The sequence below is a fragment of the Pseudoalteromonas peptidolytica genome, assembly GCF_012641745.1.
GTDB classification, from domain to species: domain Bacteria; phylum Pseudomonadota; class Gammaproteobacteria; order Enterobacterales; family Alteromonadaceae; genus Pseudoalteromonas; species Pseudoalteromonas peptidolytica.
In genome coordinates, this window is the sequence record NZ_WEHZ01000021.1 from 1 (window position 1) to 21,112 (window position 21,112).

Consider the following 21,112-nt stretch of genomic DNA (forward strand, 5'->3'; position numbering starts at 1 on the left):
GGTAGAAAATATGGCCCTATTCAGGCGCTTTGTAATGAATATGCTCAAGCAGTGTGAATGCGGCTTACCGAGTCAACGCAGCAAATTGAAAACCGCTGGCTGGAACGACAAATTTAGGGCACAGGTACTCTTTGGTTTATAAGTAATCAAAGTATGCTCCGCCCCTGGGAGATAAGCCGGGAACAAATGAGTGGCATTTATCTATCTGTAGCGGTAGAAGCTCCAAAGGACTTACATTTGGAGTTGAAGTAGACAAGCAGTCCGTCAGCGTGAGAGATTATGAAGCGCTTACACTCAATGAGTGGTACTTTATTACAGGTGTGCGTGAAGGTGAATATATAAAATTATATAGAAACGGTGAGTTAAGAGGTACTGAGTATGTGGGGAATGGCTCAATAGCAGATACTAGCAGAAGGTTACGGTTTGCAACGTGGGAGAAGTCGACTCTATATAGTCACAGCGCATCAGTGTTGGATGATGTTCAAATATATAGTAGGGCACTCAGTGAAACTGAAATTGCTCGACTTAGTCAAGGTGGTCTTTTTGCTAAAAGCACTTTGCAACTATGCAAGAGCCAACTAGACTCAGCGGAATTGAGTATCAGTAGTCTTAGTACTCAGATTGTTAATTTAAGAAACTTATCTAACATTTTAGAAAATAAAGTGGCGTCATTAGTCAATGAAAATGACAGCCTAAATAAAACAATTTCGGAATTGACTCATACTACTCAAAATCAGCAGCAAGAAATTACAGAGCTAGAAAATAGTAATATGTTACTGTTAGAGGAGAGTGCTCAAAAAGATGTTCATATATCTACACTTAATCAAGAAATATTGAATCTAAAAGCGGAGCTCGCGGCGTTAAAAGGCGAATAATCGGAAGCTGATGAAATAAAATAGCCGAAGATTTGTAAAAAAATGAGTTAATATCTAATTTTAGTTGCACAAACGGTGCTCATCTCATAAAAAATAAATCTGCGTGATTTAACGGGATAACCAGAAATAAGTATTTTTGGTTATCCCATTACCTACACTACTTCTACATCTAGTCTTTCTGCGAGTAATTGACGCTCATTGTTGAGGCCTCGATAATCTCTTAGTCCAGCGATTAATGCTCTTAGTAATATTGTATCTGGGTTGTTATTTTGTAATTGGTTTTCTAACAGTGTGAGGGTATGTTCAACTATTTTTCGCTTTGGTTCGGATAGCTTCAGCTTTTGCGCTTTATTTTTGAGCTGAGAAAGTGCTTGCTGAACTTGTTGTTGTTGTAGCTGCTGCTTTTTCGCTTCAATTTCTTTGAGTGAAGGGAGATCTCTTTCGGTCAATACGGGCGGTAGACCCTGCTTTGGTAGCTGTGTACAGATTGAGTCTAAGCAAGATACAACCCAATTGACCAGCTTTTCAGTGTCAAAGTCAATTCCCTCGACAACCGAAAGGGAAAGGTAATTAGCGATTATTCCGTCTAACGTCATCGCCAAGTCGGTTTCCCAGCGTTGAATTTGGTCACCATACTTCTCCCTCAAAAACCCTACTTGTAAGGTCAACCAAGTCAAGCGGAATTCTTGGTAAAACATGAGTAGGCTGTGGTTCAAACTTAGAGACTCCTCTTGTAATAACAGGTTAAACATCGCCTGATATTGCTGTAAATCTTCATGTTGAAAGCGAATTTGTTGCCGCAGCTTTTCGTCGGGGGTGAGTGTGGCGTTTTTCAAAACCGTGGTTATTTTTTCCAGTAAGTTGTTGGTTTGACTTTGAAATACAGCTAATAGTAGATCTTCTTTTGACCTGAAATGCAAATAAATAGCCCCTTTTGAGATCCCTACGGAGTCGGCGATAGTTTGCATACTAAACGCACAGTCTCCTTCAGAAACCAACAGTGCTTCTGCACACTCCAAAATTAGTTTTCGCTTATCAGACATCATGCCTCCTGTAATCGTAAATAGTATACAGTCAAATTAAAAGTGACCAATAGGTCATTTTTAATTTGACTGAGGTTGAAGTTTGGTCAATTATGTTGCTATGAAATCAACAGGAATATATAAATATGAATAGTACAGCATCATTAATTCGATTAGTGCGTCGCACAAGGCCTAGTGGGCTGTTGTTGTCGACACTTTTTGTAGTGACCTTGATGTCTAGTCTTTTAGGATTATTAGTCCCGCTACAAACTAAAGCGCTACTAGATAAGCTGAGTGAGGCAGGGGCGTTTACCAATGAACAAGCGCTAGTTTTGCTCTCGGTACTAATAGGCTCGGCGATATTAGCTGGGGTAATGACTTATATTATGGGGAAGATCGGTAATGAGCAAAAACGCAAGTTGCGTGCAGATTTATTTAACCACATTATAGCTTTACCGATGTCATTCTTTGATAACACTCGGGCTGGAGAGCCTGCAAACCGTATCGTGAAAGATACAGAAATTATTGAAAATCTGGTGAGTGAGCAATCAGTTTCATTTCTTTCTGGTGTGGTGTCATTACTGGGGTCTTTTATTATTCTATGGTTTCTAGATTGGCAAATGACGATGGTAATGCTCGGGGCTGTTATGGTGAGCTTTATGCTGATTTTACCTTTTTCAATGAGGCTCACCATGCTTTCAAAGCACCTACAAGATACGGAAGCATCTTTGTTAGGGCGACTAACAGAGCTGTTTTCTAATATTCGACTACTCAGAACACAATGTGCGCAAGAATTTGAAATTAATCACAATAATAGCCAGTTAAATGGGCTTTATCATACCGCAATGAAAGAGCATTTCTTACTTGCTACGATTGGTTCATTAGTCAATTTGGTTATTATGGGGTCTATTGTTTTGGTACTAGGGTTTGGTGCTTCACGCGTTGCAAGTGGAGTGATGACACTTGGTGCTTTTGTTGCTTTTATCATGTTTTTATTAAATATAGTCTTACCTATGGGTCAGCTAAGTATGGTAGTCGCCGCATTCAATAAAGCAAAAGGCGCTGCTATTCGGATCAATGAGATATTGACTACTCCTTTACAAATAGAAGAGGGGGTGAAATTAAGTTTGACCAATGAGTCAATCATTGTCAGAGAGTTATCATTTGGTTACCGTGATGACAAAATGATATTTGATACATTGAATTGTAGGTTCATGGCTGGAAAAACGACAGCCATTGTTGGAGCATCTGGCGCAGGTAAGTCTACTTTGTTCGCATTGCTACAGGGCTTTTATCAGGCTAAAAGTGGATGTATCGAAGTCGCAGGTTCAAATTTGAATGAGATAGACAAAGAGAGTCTTAGATCACAAGTTGGGTATGTGGCACAAGACAGCCCACTATTGTGTGCGACAATATACGAGAACTTGGTTTATGGTGCAAAGCAACAACCAGATCCGGAGCGACTGAGGCAGGCTATTATTGATGCCGATCTCAAGCATTTTATCGATACCCTGCCAGTTGGGCTAGATACTCAAGTTGGTGAACGCGGCGTCACTCTATCAGGAGGGCAAAGGCAGCGTATTGCGTTAGCGCGAGCATTATTGAAGGAGCCAGCTGTACTTTTATTAGATGAAGCAACAGCTAATCTTGATGCGCATACGGAAGCTGCTATTCAACTTGCATTACACAAAGCGCAAGCCGGCCGAACTACGATTATTGCTGCGCACCGCTTAAGTACGGTTGTAGATGCTGACAATATCTTGGTAATCCAAAATGGAAAAGTTGAATCACAAGGTAAGCATGATGAATTGATGCAAAGCAGTGAGTTTTACAGCCAACTGATAAGTAAGCAGTTCGGATTAAAAACAAACAGGGACATCACTGTAGCTTGCTCTTAAGCTGTGTACCTGTTTGTAATTAAACTGCGAATACACATCTGCCCCCTTACTATAACAAAGCTTTCGCGTTTGTTTTTGAGGGGGCATCACTCTACTTTAGTATTTGGTAATTATTTTGTATTAATTTTTATTTTAGTGTTGGTTCTTTTTGGTGGTTTGTAATACAGTTAACGTGATAAACAACCTCTGCCTTAGATTAAAGTTGCTGTAGTAGGTACGGTATATTTTAACTTGAATATTTTTATGAGTTAAACAAGTTCATATTTTTCGGCTGGTTGTAAAGGGAGGAATCACCAGGAGGGTAAGCTATTTAATTGATACGTATAGGTTTGCTTATGTCTCGTAAAACTTTACACCCCAATTCACGTACATCATTACCTCTTGTGCTGCTCATGACCGTGTTGTTGTTAGTGTTTACGTTTTTGCATTTTCCTTAATGTGTAGAAGCTACCTAAAATGCCGCGTAGAGTACACCTCCAATCGCTTTTCATCTCGATATAACTCGAGCTTTTTCAAATGTCGACGCCATAGTTAAATTAGCACATCGTTTCGGTGCCTCTATTAAACTTATACAGTTAGATACAGAACCAAACTGGAGTAAACTTGGGCGGAATACGTAGTTTACGATTCAAACCTTTGCTCCAATAAATCAACAAAACAACCTCAGCTGAGCTTGTTCCACACTTTGTAACAGTTTTTATATCGTCAAATTTAATATTTAAAACAAATGCTTATGGTTCTTTGTTAGTCGGGTAACGTAATTCAATTGTTTGGTGGTGTAATTCTGGCCGCGATAATTTGCTTATTGCTCCCAACTCGGTATAGTTTAACGCTGGCCAAATAAAGTAAACCTGAGCTTGGGTAGTAAACGTATTTTTAACACCAAACCGCCATGACAAACTGGTTGTATTGGTAGCAAAAGGTGACGACTTAGTTATGCTGTCAGACTACTTGCTCAATTTGAGGGAGTAAAATTGGGGCTTACTATGTGAAAAGCTTTTTGTTTGGGACCACTAAATAGCAACTTTTACCCGTGCTTGAATGGGCATAAGTACGTTGGCGAAAGCAGCAGTGGTTGGATGTGATCAATATGCTTGCTTTACCTCAAAATAGTTTATTTAAGTAAATTGGTATAAAACGCATTTTAGTGGACGAAAGTGCTGTTTAAAGTGAGCTTTAAAAACAACGTTTTTATTACCTCTTTACCTTAATCTCAGGTTAGGAAAATATCGTCCATATTATATGGACATCATAAAATAGGCCTTAGTTTTCAGAGGCAGGTATGCAATTAATTCAGCTAAAATCAGATGATCCACAAGTAATGTCGGTGTTTTCTGAAATAGATAAGCTTATGAATAGCTTATATCCAATCGCAAGTGCACAATCTTTATCGGTGGAAGAGATCAATCAACCTAATGTCTACGCTGTAGGTTTACAAAATGATGACGGTATAGTTGCTTGTGGAGCTATCGTTAAGCAGTTTGATAAAACGCTTTATGGCGAGATTAAACGGCTGTACGTAAAGCCGAGCTATAGGGGGAAGGGGCTATCCAAACGGATTATGCAGATTTTACTTCATTACGCTGGTGAAGCGCAAATTCCACTTATTCGCTTAGAAACAGGTTCAAAGCAAACAAGTGCTATCAACTTGTATGAAACTTTAGGTTTTGAGCGTTGTGAACGTTTTGGTATGTATCGCGACAACCCACTTAGTGTGTTTATGTCGCTATCCCTAAATACTGGCAACTAAATGGTAGGAAAGTGGTTAACGTAACCGCTATTACGTTAACCATGTTGTCAATGCTACTTAAACTAAAGCTCCGTATTTGGCGTGGTTTTTATGGCTTTGATTTTTGCATGAAGATAGTGACTTCAGCCATGACAATCCCAAACTTTTCGATATAAGAGCGATTAATGAGTGTTGATTGGTCGAATGACCACATCCAATCATCAAATTTAACCTCATAGCTCGTGTCTCCAACAGGGAGATCCATTCTGTATTGCCAATTCATGGCGTTGCCAAATGTACCACCGGTTGCTTTATCAAGAATATCACCAGCAACGCCGGAATATTGATTATCAGCTTCTTTACTAATGGTCCAAACTCTTGTTTTTACACCGTCCCCGAGTAGGTACTCAAAATATTCGTCGAGTACGAGCTGGCCGCTGTTATTGATTGAGCCTTTGATATCTACGGTGAACTGTTGTACTAAATTTCCATCTCTGTCTTGAACTATGCCCCAGGCCTTTACATCTCCTAAAAAGAAGTCATAAGGGTCAAATTTTGGCGTCAGTGAGGTGTATTTAGCCCCCTCAATTCCTGTACTACATGCGGTTAAAAACAATATTATCAGTGAACTAAAAATTAAACGCATAACTATCTCCTTAGGCCTAACAGCTCGTTGCGCATTTGCGGCTCTGTGGTTTTTTTACCGAGCCAGATATTAAAAAACCACGTGGTAAAAGCTGGATCTTTGACTTCGCCTATCAATTCGTTGTTGTGATAGAACAGAGTATGGTCTTGTGCTGTTTTAATTCCAAGAAGCACCGTTTCATCTTTCACATCAGGGAATATATTGTTCATTATTGTGAGCCACTGATCACCGAGCTCAGCATCATTAAAGCCTTGTTTTTGCATTTCTTCGAGAGAACGTTTGGCAATGTCTTCACCATTTAATGAGCGAAGGTACTGCAACTTGAGCGCGAATGGTTGGGTGGCAGAAAAGTTACCTTGGGTAGCAAAAAGACTCGCGTCATACACATCCCAAAAAAGATATGTCATGCGACTAGTTTGACCAACTTGTTTTGGGTTTTCGATAAAGTTTGCTATTACATTTTCACTGGCAGTGGCTAACTTGCTAAGTAGCAGCAACAAAGTAAAAAGGATCGTCCTTCGCATTGATTTTCTCCAATTTCAACAATGCTAACCTTTACGTATGAAAGTGCTGCTTTGTTCACTTTGGTTGCTTGCTTGTCTCATTGTTATCTTTTCATATTATTTGTTAAGCTGGGTGAAACCTGATTATTGGAGTAACAATGAACATCTCTATTCGCCCTGCCATAATCACAGATGCAGAAACCATCTTACACTTTATCAATGAGCTGGCTGTGTATGAAAAAGAGCCTGATGCTGTATTAAATACCGTAGCTGAAATTGAAGATAAGCTATTTGGCGCAGATGCCAGAGCACACAGTGTGATCTGCGAGTCAGAAGGGGTCGCTATCGGCTTTGCTGTTTACTTTTTTAATTACTCTACATGGCTCGGTAAACACGGCCTATATCTCGAAGATTTGTATGTCTCTCAAGATAAACGTGGCAGTGGGGCAGGTAAAGGGATCATGAAGTATTTAGCACAGTTAGCGTTAGAGAAAGGGTGCGGTCGTTTTGAATGGGTAGTACTTGATTGGAATAAGCCGTCAATAGACTTTTATGAGAGTATCGGTGCTAAAGCCCAGAGTGAATGGATTATTTATCGTTTATCAGGACAGGCGTTGCTCGATTTTGCAAAAGACGAATAGTCTGGGTGTCTGGGTGCTGGACAAGTTGTGCTCTCTTTCACGGGCATCTTATATTATACCAATTTGACTTAATACCTGCTCAATTTGAAGTTGTAAATATGACATTAACCGCATTAAGGGTTTCTTATTTAGAACAACTAAATAGAAAAATTTTTGCCTTGCCTACAGGACGTAGGTGCCTCGGCGTGAGCAGGACGCGGAAGCGGTGTTATCGACAAGATTTTCTCGCCTCAAAATAGACCACTTAATTAAGATAATTGGTATTAAGTAACCTGAGCTGCGGATAATTAAATGCCTTTCTAGCAGTCAGTGCCTGCTGATACATTGGCCAGAGAGGATGTGGTATTTCCCCTAAAACTCTCTGGCTAGACAAGGAGAAGAATGAAGATGTGCTGCAGAAGCAATAAGCTAAAACATTCCTCATCCAGTCTTAGGTTAAATAAAATACAATGAGTGTTCTGATATTTTTTACGGATCACCAGACCAACTTAGAGACCCTCAGTTAGGTGAAGCCGTTAATGTTTATGCCGTGTCTCAGTGTTTATCGACATGGCCTAAGTCACGTGAAGGGTCTAACAAATCACGAACCTTTCGTTTTAGTATTTTGGCTTCAGGAAAACCACCATCAGCTTTACGGCACCAAATTAATGTATTGTCGTAATAGATTTCAAATACGCCTTTACTCGCAGGAACCAAGGCAACTTGCTGAAGGTCGTCAGAAAAAGTTGATAGCAGCTCTTGGGCTAGCCATGTTGCTCTGAGCATCCATTGACAGAGCACGCAGTAGTGAATAGTGATAGTGGGTTTATTCATAGTTGACTTTACTTCTGATTGTTTGTGTATGTGCCTGTGCTGGGAGTTGCATTGAGGCTGGCTTGGGTAAGTTTACCAGACTCCCTGTTGAGCGTCATAAACAATACTAGGATGAACGTGAGGTAAAGTGAGTAGTAACATAATTTTTATCAATATAGATTGACTAGCAGCTTAATCACACCTTGAGTTATGTAACACATTAAATTGCAGGAAAGTAAAAAGTATGAGATGAAAATAATAATGTCGAGAAAAAAACGGGGGGACTCCCCCCGCAATTATCCAGGGAGACCTCAATGTTAAGGTCAAACTATAAGTTACGGAAAATTTACATGTTAACAACCCATTTGTGTTGAGTTGTGGTCAAATCGTGACGAATGTTTCTAATTTAGTGGTTATTTTTATAATTAATTAATCTTTTTGTTAGGTTAGCGTTCCATTCGCTCCTAGTACTGAACTCGCCTTGAATCGCCGAGCGCTGAGCCAAGGTAAGCGCCGGATGCCATATTGAAAAAATAAGGACGATACGGTCTTTGTCGCCACCATTATGTGCCATGTGTAAGTACGAGTCGTCAAATATCGTAAGAGAGCTGTCCTGCCATAATACACGTTCGCCATTGACTTCTAAGTAACACGCGTCTGGTATATCAATTGCCAAGTGAACGGTCAAACTATGATTAGAAAGTCCATAGTGTGGTGTAATTGTCTGTCCTTTTGCTAACTTTGAATAGAATACTTCATAAGGTGTATTGGTTAGGCCGTAGCATGGCACATTCTCTAGTGCTTGCTTTAACTTTGGAAACTGACTAGAGATTGCGTGGTTTTCGCTACCATCTTTAAACAGAGAAAGCGCTTGCCAATTATCGCTATTAGCGAGCTTTGGAAATTCATTTTCATATATTTTGCCGGATAAATAAGGGGTTAAATGCGAAGAAAGCGATTGAATTGCATGTTTATACTCAGTAATTATGTCGGGCACACAATCCATAAACTCCTGATACCAAGAAAATGTTTCAGCAGGCCATATAGGTCGAGCATCGAGATCCGTTACATAGAACAAATGTGGTGCTTGAGGTGTTGTAAAGGGAGTGCTGGAGTACTGTACCCATCTGGCTGCTTTGTAGCCTTTGGGGACAGCGAGGTTACGCTCCATACACTGCCAAGCGTTTTTAAAGCGTTCTACCGTTTGTGGCGCCATATTCTTTGGAAGCTGTAGTTGTTTAAAATTGCCAGTTAACCTCTCACACAGTGCGTAACAAATTAACGCTGTATGTTCTTCGCCCCGTTGCTCGAGTAAATTGCCAAGATATAAGTACAGTAAATAATTGTTTGGTGCGAGTTCAAGGCATTGAAAATAGGCAGCTTCACTTTCTTTGAAAGCCTCGATTTGCTCTAGAATCACGGCGACACGATAGCATAACTCAGCATTGTCTTGATGCTGTGATAGTAAGCTACCTAATAGTGCTGGCCACTTAGTTTGTGGTTCAAGATTTAAAATCGGCTTTAGCAGAGCGTCGATGTTGAGCGTTTGAGCTGGCTTAGTTGTCATTAAAATATTATCTCTGTATTAATTTTTTAAAATGCCAATATCAAGAGGTAGCGTCATGCGATAACTACTGTCTGTTGCTTGGAAAGGTTGCGTCCCATGCCAAAAATAAGAAGGGAAAATAACAATCTGGCCTCGCCTCGGTTTGACCGATTTGAATGGCGGAAAATCATATGGTGGCGCCAATGGTGGGCGGCCAAATTCAATGAGACCGCTGTTACTATCGTCTTCGGGTGTATTGATGTATAGCACGACGCTTATCCAACCTGCAGGGTGAATATGGCTAACATGAAACCCCTGCTCACTGAGCTTAACAGACCAAGAGCCTGTAATTTTTCTCTCACTATGCAAATGAGCTAGAAAAGGATGATCTTGCTCTGCACTTAGCTGGTTAAGGCACCTATCGACATCGGCTAATAATTGTGTTTTAGTTTTTGCAATAATATCGATGTCTCTATTTAGGAGGCCTCCCGATATTTGCGAACCGTTGACCAAGGTCTGCTCACTGGGAGCTTGCTTTCCCTGATGAAGCGCAATTAGGCAAGCTTCAAGCTCTTGTAAGAAGGTTTCATTGCTGTCATAACCCTTTGGCGCTGATAGGGTTGTGGTAAGTACAAAGTTTGGATCGCATAAATGCTGGTGCTTCTGCTCGTCCGTTGCCCGATAAAGCACGCTCAGCCAAGCAAGCGCAAGTTGTGAGTCTGGCCACTGTTTGAGTATATTTAAAAGTAATTGATTAGCGACATCAAAATTTCCCAACTGCAGCGCAAATTTAGCTTGCTCACATAATCGGTCATGCTCAGGTGTTATTTTGTTGGCGTTATCTAAGTGTTGAAAGGCATCATCAAAACGCTCTTCTTTGGCAGCTAAGCGACCCAGAAGTGTCTGCATTAGAGATGATGAAGAAGCAACCCCTGAATTTGTTATACAAGCTTTACATGCTTGATATTGGTTAGTATTCCAATACAGCTCTGCTAAACACTCCGTCAGTTCACGTTTGTTATCTGTCGCCGTATACAACGCTTCCTTTATACTTATCGCAAATAGTTCATGCTGACCATTTTGCCAATAAAGCTCATTGAGTGCTTTGTGCACTGTCGTATTATATGGTGTTACTTTTAAGGCATGTTGGTAGGCTTGTTGTGCAAGCTGAAATTGACCATTGGCAAAATAGCAATCGCCTAGGTTGTACAGTGGCTCATATTGCTCTGGCGCGTGTGTGTGTACAAACTGAAAACATTGGATAGCCAACTCAAACTTTGTCTGTAACTTGTAACATAAACCAAGATTATGAATGGCTCGAAAGGCTACTGGTGCATCTTGTGGTACCGCTAAGTAGCACTTTATCGCTTCATTAAGGTTATCTTGGGCTTTGTGTATGTCTCCAAGGATTTTCGTAAACTGTCCACTACGGTCGGCACCTTGGCCTTTCATAGCCCATTTTTCAGCAGCTGAGAACTTATTTTGCTCAAGATAAAGTAGTGCAAGGTTTTTTATTGTTTCTTGGTGTGTGGGCTGGTTGCTCGCTATTTGTAAATAATGCGCTTCGGCTTGAGTATATTGGGCCGATAACCAGTAGCATTTAGCAATATGGCTTAGGATTTCTGATTTTTGGGGGGATAACTTATACGCGGTGCTTAAAGATGAAATAGCTAGAGGCCAGTTTTCTTGGGCTTTATGACAAATACCAATAAGGTAGTGAATGTCTGGGTGGTTGGAATGGGCAAATTTTTCAAGCATAAATAAAGCCTGACTTGGCTGATTTGCTTGAATGTGATTGAGCGCGTTTTTCAGCGTGGTGTTCATTTCATTCGTTTGCATTGTATTGTTGTTATTTTAAAAGTCGTTTCGGCACGCAAAATAGGTGAATTCGCCACACATTAGTACAGCGGCTTTCCCTGTTGTAACTATCTCAGCCAATTTACACATTAGGATTAGCCTCAGCTCAAGGTTGATTAACTAACTTCTTACCCCGAAATCAGGCTACATAAGAAATTAATGAATCTAAAAGAGTATTGCTTCTTCGTATTGACTAGAGCGTTAGCATAGTTGGAATAAACCAACAGTTTTAAAAATAAGCGTGAAGAAAAGTTAGGCTCATGTCAATATGCTTAAGTTTAAATCAAATAATGAAAAAGGGAGCCTTAGCTCCCTTCAATACATTACGTTCTGGTTAGAATGTGTAAACCGCACTCATGAAGTAACGAGGGCCGATTACATCATACAGCTCAGGGAAGGTATTCGCTTGTTGCTGAGCATCACCTAGTGGTGTTGGCTCAGTGTCTAGCACGTTTTTAATACCAAATGTTGCTTGAACATTGTCGCTGAAGTGATAGCTGGCACTCAGATCGACATACCATTCGGCTTTTGACACAGGTACAATGGTATTTGTACCCGTATCTTCATCCACTTCGCTCATGTAGCGAACTAGCGCCGACAGGCTTAAATCACCAGATGTCCACGTGAAGCGGTTATTACTCTGGAATTCTGGGCGAGGTACAAGACAGGTGTTACCGAACTTACCTTCACAATAAACAGTATCGGTAAAGCCTACACTAGCAGTTTGGAAGTACTCGTCAAGAATGGTGTTCTTAGAGTTAATGTTCAGCACCGAGCCATTATTACCGATGCCAAAACCAAGCTCAGTTGTCCAGTTAAAGTTAATGTCATAACCTTTAGTACCTAGCTCTGCAATGTTAGCATTTAGCGCTGTTACTAAGTCAACATTACCGTCAGGACGACGTACGATTGCTTTACAGAATTCTGAGTTAGGGTCTTTAAGCTGGTTGTAACAAACATCTAGAATATTATTTACACCACCACCTAACACATCAATTGCATCATCTATCGTGATATCGAAGTAATCAATTGTTACGTCAAAATTTTCAGTTGGCGTAATAACGAGACCTAGCGTAACCGTTTCAGAAGTTTCTTCTTTAAGGTCTGGATTACCACCAAAGCTACCTTCAATTTGCGCATTTGCTTGTTCAAATACACCTACTTGAGACGCAGCAACACCGTGCGCTTCACATAGTGCTCTGTCTGTTTGACCTTCTACGAAGCCATCAACACTACAAGGATCAGTTGCACTTGGGAAGCCGTTAGCTGCACCTTGGAATAGTTCAGAAATATTTGGTGCACGTACTGACTCTTGATAACCTGCACGGAATGACACGTACTCGTTTACTGTCCAGTTAATGGTTGTCGCAAATGAGGAAGCGTTGCCAATGTTAGAGTAATCAGAAACACGACCTGCAAACCATAGTGTAATATCATCAGCAAACGCAGCATCAGTAACTAACGGAATATCAATTTCTGTGAAAATTTCATCGACACTGTAGTTACCTACAGTCGGTTCACCAGCGTTGAAGCCTAGTACATCACCAGATGCCAAAAACTCATCTGGACGGAAACTTGAGTCATCAAAGCGGCTCTCATAACCAATTACAAAGCCTACAGGCATATCCGCAGATGGAACTGTGAATGGCAATTCACCAGCAATATCAAAGTGGAAAATTTCTTGCTTGATATTTGTGACGTTAGATGCACCAACATTAACGAAATCAATGGCTGCTTGCGAAATATTACCTTCACCAAAAATATTTATTGGTGCACAGCCACCAGACGGGTCCTGACAGGCAGTACCGTCGTCAGTAACTAAAATCGCTTGTCTGAATCGAGACTCAGAAACGTCATTATTTAAAAGGTTCGAGCGGTCAAGCTCTGAGCGGCTATAATAAGCGTTATATGCCCAATCGCCGATAAAGCCATCAACACCAACTAATAAACGCATGGCGTTACGTGTGTCAATTACTTGTCTAGGACCGTTTTCAACCATACGACGGCCGATAGTTGCAAAAGTGAAGTTACCATTTGCGTCTAACTGGCTGATCATGTTGCCTGTTGGTTCGCCTTCATCATCAAGCTCAGGGACCAAAGCTTTCATTGCGGCTTGTACATCAGCACCAAAGAATGGACTATCAGGGTTGACTACAAGATTGTTTACAAAAGCTGGTGTAGGTGCTAGTTGCGAAGGTACCTCATTACGGATGAAGGACAGTTCACTGTATAAACGTGTATCGTCGTTCACGTAATAATGTGCAAAGGAGTTAAGCGTTAAACGCTCTTGAGGCAACTGAAGGTAGTTATCTGGTGCATAGTTGAATGCGTCTGCTGATGTGTAAGGTAAGCCTTCGCCATTTGGACCAAAACGTCCTAATGTATCACCATTAGGTAAAGTTGGGCCTGCAAATATACGAGTGCCAGGAATACCTGATGAACCACCAGGAACTAAGCCATTTTCACCTTCCGTTAGTGTTACACTGGTAAAGTCTCTATCACCTTGGAAAATAGATTCGCGCTTTGCGTAACCGATATATACTGTTGCATTGCCCTTATCGTCCGCAAAATTACCACCAATAGTTAGGTCTGTGTTGAATTTTTCACCATCACCTTCTTCTGTGATGTCATACAGCGCTGAAATTTCAGCACCTTCAAAATCGTCTTTCAAACGGAAGTTTACAACACCAGCAAGTGCGTCAGAACCGTATACCGCACCAGCACCACCGGTAATAATATCTACACCTTCAATCAAAGAAGCAGGAATGGTGTTTAAGTCAACTACCCCTGTTTGTGTTGCTGGAACCCAGCGGCGACCATTTACCAAAACCAAGGTACGCTCATCACCCAGACCACGCAAGTCAACTCGAGCGGTACCATCACCAGGGTTATTGGAGCTTGGTCCAAAAGAAGGTACGGTTAGCGGCAGCTCAGCAAGCTTCTGTTCGACGTTGAGGTTTCCAGACATAGCAAACTCTGTACCGTCTAATTCGATAACCGGTGTCTTAGCTGTTAACGCCACACGTTGAATACGAGAGCCCGTAATCGAAATTCTTTCTACTTCTTCTACTGCACCGTCGTTTGCTTCTTCTGCTGATGCTTGCAAGCCTAAGCTTCCGCCTATCAGACACGCAGAAGTGATAAGCATGCTCACTTTAGAACGCTTAAATTGCTTCATGATATCCCCTGATTAGTATGTTTTGTTTTTGATACCTCTGTTGAGCTTGCAAACTCATTACAAAGGCTTATTAGTATCAGGTCGAGGCTATGATGGAAGTTCAGATTATGCTAGCTGAGATCCACAAGGTGAAGGAAAGTAGTGACAACAGGCGAGAAAAAAAAGATCAAAATTTATTTGCATATTACATTATGACAATTTATAACAATAATATGTTAATATTTGTGACGTGAGATATAAGGAAACGTATCTTATTTTACTCGGTTTTGCGTATATAAGGTGCCAGATGAAAAGTATGACAATTTTGATGCCCTCCAGTATATCTGAGCTTGGGGCTGAAATGAGTACAAGATTAAAGAGTTCCGATATTAGCTCTCGGTTTGTATATTATAATGATGTTGTTGATATTATCGAAACAATAAGAGGGGGTGAAATAAGCTGCTTTCTGTTTGACTCTGGAATAGAAGCGTCAGACATGTTGTTGGTGTTGACTGAGCAGGGAGTTGAAATACCTACGATTAAATTTGGTGTAAATACCAGCTTAAAAAGCCAGTCTGAACTGACATTTAAAGGCCAGACAAAACAGGACTCCTTGATAGCTAACCTCACCTACGCTGCATTGATGCAAGTATCAAGCGAGTCAGAAAATCACTACCTACCAGCCAAGCGATTGATAGTAAAAGATTCAGGTCATATCCACGTAATCAAAGTAGAGGAGTTAGCCTGGGTTGGTGGGGCTGGGAATTATGTTGAATTACATATGCTCAATCGGCAGCGCTCCATTTTACACCGTGATACCATGTCTGCGATGGAAAAAAACTTAAAAACCTACGGCTTTTCAAGGATCCATAAGTCGTCTTTAGTCAATTTAAACGCCATTACAGAGCTAAAGACGCGAGACAATGGTGATTATGATGTCATATTAGAAAATGGTGACTTGCTCCATCTATCTAGACGTTATAGGCAAAACTTAGCGGCATTGCTGCAGGTGAATAGTTAGCAGACATTACGGTTAGCTAACACCTTTTGCAAAATGAACAAATTCGCTAAATATTGAGTCTTTTACCAGTCTATCAGGGGTAAACGCGTAATAGTTTTGAAAGGTGTTTTCTATCGTACCTAGCAGTGTTACGCCATAGTGACGTTGCAATTCTGCCTTGATAGAAAGCGGCGCTGGAAAAATGCCAAAACCTTGCTGGCCTAGAGCCTTCATTAGCGCACTATCGTCAACATGACCCGATACTTTGACTTCGATATTCTGATCTTGCAACCAGTATTGAATAGAGTTGGTCACAGGGCTGTTTTTCGCGGGTAGTATGATAGACTGTGCTTGTAAAGAAAAAGGGTAATTTTCACGGAGCCGCTCGCAAATTGCAGCAGAGCCATAAAGGCCGATTTGACTCTTGCCAATCTCATGACAGAAAACTTTAAACGGTAAGTGACTGTCTAGTGGTTTGTCAGCAAGTACAATATCAAGCTTATGTGTAGCCATTTGCGCTAATAGCTCTGACTGTTGACCATCAATACAGTGGAGGTTGGCAACTTGTTCATTTTCAATTAATGGTGCGAGCCATTTTGACACAAGCGATTTTGGAATTGCATCTGAGATACCTACTTTCAACGTTCTGTGCATAGCCGCTGCACCATCTTGGGTCGTTTCTAGCCATTCTTTTGCTATTGAAAACATGTCATCTGCGTATTGTTTGGTTAAAATACCAAAATCCGTCAATCTGAGCCCTCTCCCTTCTCTGATAAACAAGGGTTTTCCTAATCTTTCTTCTAGGCTTGATAGTTGGGCACTAATCGTTTGCGGTGTGAGGTGTAGCACTTTACTTGCACCCGCGATACTACCTTCGTTACTGACCTGCCAAAAATAATAAAGATGGTTGAAATTAATATTCATACTGTTCGTAAAAACCTTATGCTTAGTTAGATATAATCAGCTTTTATCTTTTTTTGAACATTAGTAGATTTAGGCATACAGCGCAAGTGTTCGTTATTGAACTTGACGTTTTGTGATGGATAGTTGATTTGGTGGACTGAGGTAACAATGAAATTAAACCTGATAGGTGTCAATGAACCAATAGCGGCATCAAACAAAGTAGCATTTATGAAACTCATAAATAGTGCGTTACACAGCTACACAAAGAATATACGCAAGGTGAATGTAAAAGTCGAACAGCAAGGTCATACAGGTAACTTTACGCTGTGTCACGTAGAACTGTTGCTGCCGGGACTACCGACGTTAAAGGTAAAAGCGAAGGGAAAAACCTTGTTACAAGCGCTCACTCGCGCACTCCAGAATAGTAAAAAAATACTGAAAGAGAATTATTTTAAACTTAGTCGCTAGCCCAAGATTAAGTTATTCCGTTCCCAAGCACTTGCAGTGGCAAGGATGCCACGCAATTTTTTGTAGCACGCGGGATGCTAAATTAATCCCGCATTTACCTCAGATACTTACTTTATCCAGCAACTTTGCTTGAATTCTGAACGGTGATTGCAACCGACTGAACCTGAGCCTCCAACGACATATTTTGTTTTGTGAGAAGGAATAAAGTTCTCACCGTTTAATTCCTTCAATTTTTTGAAGCAAGTTTTAATTTGTTAGTAAGGTAAAAGTCAACTATTTTTTTTTCTAAAGATCTCAGAATAATTACCGATAATATATACTCAAGGAAATCATATCGGTCAGTAACAATGAGTGTTAATTTTTTAATTCACAGTCCCGCGCGCTCTGCAATACCTGAAAAGGTACTTGATCCAGACACTGAAAAGTCATCTCAAGCAGAACAACCCAGTCAAGCCCAGCCCGTTCGGTTATCAGAAGAGGAAATGGCTAAATTATCTGGAGAAGAAGCGAAAAAGGAGCAAGATGAAGCTGCCTTACCTGAACATATTCAAAAAATGGTTGAAAAGCTTGAAGAGTTGAGAGAGAAAATAAAAGAAGAACAAGAATTGCTAGATAAACTCAAAGCGAGCGATTCATATCCCGAAGAAATGAAAGCTGAATTAGTGACACAAAAGCTTGAATACATCATGGCGATGCAGAATCAGGTGATTGAACTAACGAAAAACATCCAAGATGCGCTTAAAGAAGCGGGGATCACTGACCCTGGCATTTTGTTAAAAGCGCTAGCCTAGTAACCCTACCAATAATATTTTACCTTGAGCCATGTTGGGACGCTGACAACATAAGTCTATTCTCATGTTGTCAGCTGTTTTGTATAAGCGTTTAAGTTTGGGAAATGGTTTAGAAACCAGTTGTAAGGTTTTTACCCGTAAGCTTCTTCTGGTAATACTATCTAAAAAAGCGTATGACGTTGAGTTTAAGGCAGAATGGCAAGCGCTAAGTATATCATCGGTAATTTGTTGCTGATGGACTGCTTGGTAACCCGCTTGATCCGATAATTGCCCTGCCGAGGCTGCTAATACACAGATAGCATAAACATCAAAAACACCGATAGCGCGTACTTTTTGGCTGCTGGGATCTTCGTATGCCACCATCATGCAAGGTAAGTTGTCAGCATCATATTCCATTTTCATAATTTGATAGAGTCTTAGTTCAGAGTCAATATGCTTATTCATTAGCTTTTCTAATTGACCGACTTGTGGAAGTGGGATTCCCTTATGCAGTGTATGGATCTGTCTTGTTTTGTTGTTTTCTTCCGCGGCGATAACCAGTGGCATTATTTTGTTGTGCAGGTCGTCATCTGCAAAAGGTTTAGATAACACAAACTCAGCACCGTAATCTAAGGCGAGCTTAATTTGCGCTTGGTCGTCTACGGTGGTTACCATCGCCATGGTTATATCGAGTCGTTTTTGTTTTATCGCCTTAACTAATGCCAACCCAGAAATATCTGGCATGTGCCAGTCGGTAAGTACAATGTCAGGTTGCCAAGCACCTATAATTTTTAATGCTTCTTTTGCACTCTGAGCCTTTTTAATCAACAGTTTACGATATCTAAAGCGCGCCAAGCCGCGACTTATAATTTCCAGCGTTGCAGCACTATCGTCTACGAGCAATATCTTCACAAAAAACCACTTTATTGAAAAATATAGATTTATTATAGGCACGATTTTTAACCAATACTAAAATGTATAAGAGAAATAAATAGGTGTCCGATATGCTATTTGACAAACTACCTACCGATGTACTCGTATACTTGGCGGTAAACTTTGGATTACTAATATTAGCTTTTTGGTTTTATATTCTATTACTTATTCTAAGAGAGTTTAGGTTATTTGCTACCAAGACAAGTGGTGCTAATGGTAGTACCAATGCGGAGCAACAATATCTATTGCAGCACTGTAGAGAAGCAATTAATAAATCAATGAGGTTTGTGGAAGATAATCAGCAGACGATTCATGAGCTTGCTAGTTTGCAAGTAAATCTGGAGCAGCAACTTGCGGAACTTCGCCTATCAACACAAGGACAGATCACAGCTGAAGAGCAAATTAAAATAGACGACCTCAACAGCAAATTAGTGAAATCCCATCGGTTAATTAAAAAATTAAGGGGAGACCTTGCCAAGAGCCTAGATAGACTAAAAGAAACTCGGCAAAAACTTTACGATCATTATAGGTCGACTGATGAACTGCAAAAAGAAAATGAGTCCCTTAAGCAGCAGTTAGAAGCGTCTAAAACGTCAGGTGGGGGAGCTGAGCAGGAGCTAGAGCAGCTTGTAGCTACTTTTGAAAAAGAGCGCCAAGATATGGCTCAAACTATTAATGAATATAAAAGGCAAATTGCAGAGCAAAGCCAAGCTCTCCAACAATTGATGGTTCAAGAGCAGGAAGTTGAAGACGGTCCAAAACTTCAAGCTATCCAAAAAGAACTCGAGCAGACAAGAGATGCGCTAGAGCACCTATCCAAAGAAAAGAAATTCATAGAAAGTAGATATTTAGAAGTTGTCAAAAATCAAACTAAATAGTTAACAAAATGTTTTATTATGCGTGACTTTTGCTTCGGGTTTATGTAAGGTTTACTAACTTAGATTACCTAAATTACCGTCGGTACATAACACATTGCCATTAAAAAAGGTCTTAAAAATAAACATGTTATAGAGCCGATGTCAAAGCTGTAAGCGGGCTATATGGCAACTTTGCGATTGTGTGTTGTAAGTACGTAGGTGTTGGTAAAAGGATTAATACATGGCTTATATTCCCGATACGAGTGCACAAGACTCGGTAGTTGAAAAACCTAAAAAAAATAAAATAGTTATCGGCATAGTCTGCGCTTTTATCGTAGCGTTTCTTTTTTTGCTGGAGCCGATTGTTGGTCAGTGGCTTAGTGGTCAGAGTGCAATTTCCAGTGACAAAATACATATTTCAGCAGTTAAGCAAGGTGACTTTGTTCGCGATATTTCTGTTCAGGGTAAGGTCGTTGCCGCAAGGCGTCCAACTATCTATAGCCCTGCTGAGGGGACGGTGACTTATTTGGTTGAGTCAGGCGATAGTGTGATTGAAGGACAGACTTTAGCTGTGATTGATAGCCCAGAGCTAAAAAGTGAATTTGCTCAGCATCAAGCTGAGTTAAATCGGCTTGATACCGAGTTGCAGCGACAGATCATTCAAGCTAAAAAGCAAGAGCTGGCGCAGGAGAATTATTTGGGCAAAGCAACCGTTGTGCTCAATGCTGCAAAACGAGAGATGCGTCGTTCAGAAGACGGTCTGAAAACACAAGTTGTAAGTGATATTGACTATCAAAAAGCGAAAGATGATCTGGAAAATGCTAAACGTGAGTATCTTCTGGCTTTAAAAGAAGTTGATTTACAAAAAGAAAGTCAAAAGTTTGAGATCCGAACTAAGGAACTTGAGCTTGAAGCACAAAAAGTAAAAGTGGCAGAGTTGGAGCGTCAAGTTGACGCTTTAAAGATAGTGTCACCTGTCAGTGGCTTGATAGGCAACTTAGCGGTAGAGCAGAAGAACTCTGTCGCGAAAAATCAACCTTTGCTAAGTGTAGTAGACCTTTCAAAATATGAAATCGAAGTGCAAATACCAGAGAGCTACTCTGACGATTTAGCGCTTGGGATGCTCGCTGAAATCAACTTAAGCGGTCAGTTATACGAGGGAGAAATTGTTGCCATCTCCCCGGAAATAGAAAACGGTCGCGTTGCTGGGAAAATCAGATTCAAAGAAGGTGCTATTCAAGGGCTTCGGCAAAATCAAAGATTAACCAGCCGCATTATAATAGAACAAAAACAGAATATTGCTTATCTGCCGCATGGGCAGTATTTAGAAGCATATAATGGCCAGTTTGCATATGTGGTAAAGGAAAACACGGCGATTAAAACACCAATACGGATAGGATTGAGAAGTATTGGTCAGGTTGAAGTGCTCTCGGGGTTGAATGTCGGAGATCAGGTCATTACGTCAGATGCTCGGATTTTTAAAGATGCCCCTAGTGTGAAAATTATTCAATAAAG

General features: G+C 40.6%; 18 protein-coding genes and 1 pseudogene. 10 read left to right on the top strand and 9 right to left on the bottom strand.

The genetic code is table 11. The features are described 5' to 3' along the window. A pseudogene (locus F9Y84_RS14025) lies at positions 1 to 142 on the top strand (ISAs1 family transposase); the annotation flags it as partial. A 22-nt stretch (positions 143 to 164) separates the two neighbouring features. Next, complete coding sequence (locus F9Y84_RS14030) at positions 165 to 875, top strand: LamG domain-containing protein (RefSeq protein ID WP_168756767.1); 711 nt, start codon at positions 165 to 167, stop codon at positions 873 to 875. A gap of 152 nt (positions 876 to 1,027) precedes the next feature. Here F9Y84_RS14030 and F9Y84_RS14035 read toward each other — a convergent pair whose 3' ends face one another. Then, on the bottom strand, positions 1,028 to 1,918 hold the full coding sequence (locus F9Y84_RS14035; RefSeq protein ID WP_147391282.1) for a TetR/AcrR family transcriptional regulator: 891 nt from the start codon (positions 1,916 to 1,918) through the stop codon (positions 1,028 to 1,030). A 125-nt stretch (positions 1,919 to 2,043) separates the two neighbouring features. Here F9Y84_RS14035 and F9Y84_RS14040 point away from each other — a divergent pair, with 125 nt between their 5' ends. Both F9Y84_RS14040 and F9Y84_RS14045 read left to right on the top strand, forming a co-directional pair. Continuing rightward, positions 2,044 to 3,795, top strand: a complete 1,752-nt coding sequence (locus tag F9Y84_RS14040) for an ABC transporter ATP-binding protein (RefSeq protein ID WP_147391281.1) — start codon at positions 2,044 to 2,046, stop codon at positions 3,793 to 3,795. A 1,282-nt stretch (positions 3,796 to 5,077) separates the two neighbouring features. Then, positions 5,078 to 5,545, top strand: coding sequence for a GNAT family N-acetyltransferase (locus F9Y84_RS14045; RefSeq protein WP_125252546.1), 468 nt, complete (start codon positions 5,078 to 5,080; stop codon positions 5,543 to 5,545). Positions 5,546 to 5,633: 88 nt separating this feature from the next. Here F9Y84_RS14045 and F9Y84_RS14050 read toward each other — a convergent pair whose 3' ends face one another. Then, positions 5,634 to 6,170: a DUF3833 domain-containing protein gene (locus F9Y84_RS14050; protein ID WP_147391280.1), complete on the bottom strand. Its 537-nt coding sequence runs from the start codon at positions 6,168 to 6,170 to the stop codon at positions 5,634 to 5,636. A gap of 2 nt (positions 6,171 to 6,172) precedes the next feature. Continuing rightward, complete coding sequence (locus F9Y84_RS14055) at positions 6,173 to 6,694, bottom strand: chalcone isomerase family protein (protein ID WP_147391279.1); 522 nt, start codon at positions 6,692 to 6,694, stop codon at positions 6,173 to 6,175. 137 nt (positions 6,695 to 6,831) lie between these two features. Between F9Y84_RS14055 and F9Y84_RS14060 the strand changes: the two genes are divergently transcribed. Beyond that, on the top strand, positions 6,832 to 7,314 hold the full coding sequence (locus F9Y84_RS14060; RefSeq protein WP_147391278.1) for a GNAT family N-acetyltransferase: 483 nt from the start codon (positions 6,832 to 6,834) through the stop codon (positions 7,312 to 7,314). Between the two features lie 534 nt (positions 7,315 to 7,848). Here F9Y84_RS14060 and F9Y84_RS14065 read toward each other — a convergent pair. The 4 genes from F9Y84_RS14065 to F9Y84_RS14080 all read right to left on the bottom strand — a co-directional run bounded on the left by F9Y84_RS14065 (position 7,849) and on the right by F9Y84_RS14080 (position 14,687). Beyond that, complete coding sequence (locus tag F9Y84_RS14065) at positions 7,849 to 8,127, bottom strand: Rdx family protein (protein ID WP_125252550.1); 279 nt, start codon at positions 8,125 to 8,127, stop codon at positions 7,849 to 7,851. A gap of 385 nt (positions 8,128 to 8,512) precedes the next feature. After that, positions 8,513 to 9,673, bottom strand: a complete 1,161-nt coding sequence (locus F9Y84_RS14070; protein ID WP_128732578.1) for an aspartyl/asparaginyl beta-hydroxylase domain-containing protein — start codon at positions 9,671 to 9,673, stop codon at positions 8,513 to 8,515. Positions 9,674 to 9,691: 18 nt separating this feature from the next. Next, a complete protein-coding gene (locus F9Y84_RS14075) occupies positions 9,692 to 11,491 on the bottom strand; it encodes a tetratricopeptide repeat protein (protein WP_147390720.1) in 1,800 nt (599 codons plus the stop codon). 352 nt (positions 11,492 to 11,843) lie between these two features. Further along, on the bottom strand, positions 11,844 to 14,687 hold the full coding sequence (locus tag F9Y84_RS14080; protein WP_128731479.1) for a TonB-dependent receptor plug domain-containing protein: 2,844 nt from the start codon (positions 14,685 to 14,687) through the stop codon (positions 11,844 to 11,846). A 286-nt stretch (positions 14,688 to 14,973) separates the two neighbouring features. On the opposite strand from F9Y84_RS14080, the gene F9Y84_RS14085 reads away from it, so the two are divergent. Next, complete coding sequence (locus F9Y84_RS14085; RefSeq protein ID WP_147390719.1) at positions 14,974 to 15,687, top strand: LytR/AlgR family response regulator transcription factor; 714 nt, start codon at positions 14,974 to 14,976, stop codon at positions 15,685 to 15,687. 12 nt (positions 15,688 to 15,699) lie between these two features. Here the strand turns inward: F9Y84_RS14085 and nhaR are convergent, their stop codons facing one another. Then, positions 15,700 to 16,590, bottom strand: a complete 891-nt coding sequence (gene nhaR, locus F9Y84_RS14090; RefSeq protein ID WP_128731477.1) for a transcriptional activator NhaR — start codon at positions 16,588 to 16,590, stop codon at positions 15,700 to 15,702. 207 nt (positions 16,591 to 16,797) lie between these two features. On the opposite strand from nhaR, the gene F9Y84_RS14095 reads away from it, so the two are divergent. Together F9Y84_RS14095 and F9Y84_RS14100 are read left to right on the top strand one after the other, a co-directional pair. Further along, positions 16,798 to 17,037, top strand: a complete 240-nt coding sequence (locus tag F9Y84_RS14095) for a hypothetical protein (RefSeq protein ID WP_225740826.1) — start codon at positions 16,798 to 16,800, stop codon at positions 17,035 to 17,037. Between the two features lie 347 nt (positions 17,038 to 17,384). After that, a complete protein-coding gene (locus tag F9Y84_RS14100; protein WP_128731476.1) occupies positions 17,385 to 17,828 on the top strand; it encodes a hypothetical protein in 444 nt (147 codons plus the stop codon). On the opposite strand, the gene F9Y84_RS14105 is transcribed toward F9Y84_RS14100, so the two are convergent. After that, positions 17,820 to 18,719, bottom strand: a complete 900-nt coding sequence (locus tag F9Y84_RS14105) for a response regulator (protein ID WP_128731475.1) — start codon at positions 18,717 to 18,719, stop codon at positions 17,820 to 17,822. The two genes, F9Y84_RS14100 and F9Y84_RS14105, sit on opposite strands and share 9 nt — an antisense overlap. Before the next feature lie 92 nt (positions 18,720 to 18,811). On the opposite strand from F9Y84_RS14105, the gene F9Y84_RS14110 reads away from it, so the two are divergent. Continuing rightward, complete coding sequence (locus F9Y84_RS14110; protein WP_128731474.1) at positions 18,812 to 19,618, top strand: chromosome partitioning protein ParA; 807 nt, start codon at positions 18,812 to 18,814, stop codon at positions 19,616 to 19,618. A gap of 220 nt (positions 19,619 to 19,838) precedes the next feature. Further along, complete coding sequence (locus F9Y84_RS14115; RefSeq protein WP_128731473.1) at positions 19,839 to 21,110, top strand: efflux RND transporter periplasmic adaptor subunit; 1,272 nt, start codon at positions 19,839 to 19,841, stop codon at positions 21,108 to 21,110. Positions 21,111 to 21,112 lie beyond the last annotated feature (2 nt).